Raw genomic sequence first — 279 nt, forward strand, 5'->3', positions numbered from 1 at the left:
TGATCGCCTTCGCCGAATGCGGCCTTGCCGTGTTCTTCATGCCCGGAGACTCTTTGCTTTTTACTCTGGGAATGTTTGCCGCCGTGGGCGTTAACTCAACCGTCCCTTTGGTCCATTACGGATCTGTGACGACGACCCTCATCATCGTCAACGTGGTCCTCATCATCTGCGCTATCGCAGGAAATATCTGCGGTTACTGGATCGGCTACCTGGTTGGCCCGAAGCTTTTCCGAGAGCGAGAAGGATTCATGGGTAAGGTGTTCTCCCCTAAACATGTGG

General features: G+C 53.8%; 1 pseudogene. It reads left to right on the forward strand.

Going from position 1 to position 279, the window contains the following annotated elements:
• Nucleotides 1-279 (forward strand): annotated as a pseudogene (locus N7568_RS23135) (DedA family protein); the annotation flags it as partial.

It is taken from the genome of Paenarthrobacter aurescens (assembly GCF_025421775.1).
GTDB lineage: Bacteria > Actinomycetota > Actinomycetes > Actinomycetales > Micrococcaceae > Arthrobacter > Arthrobacter aurescens_B.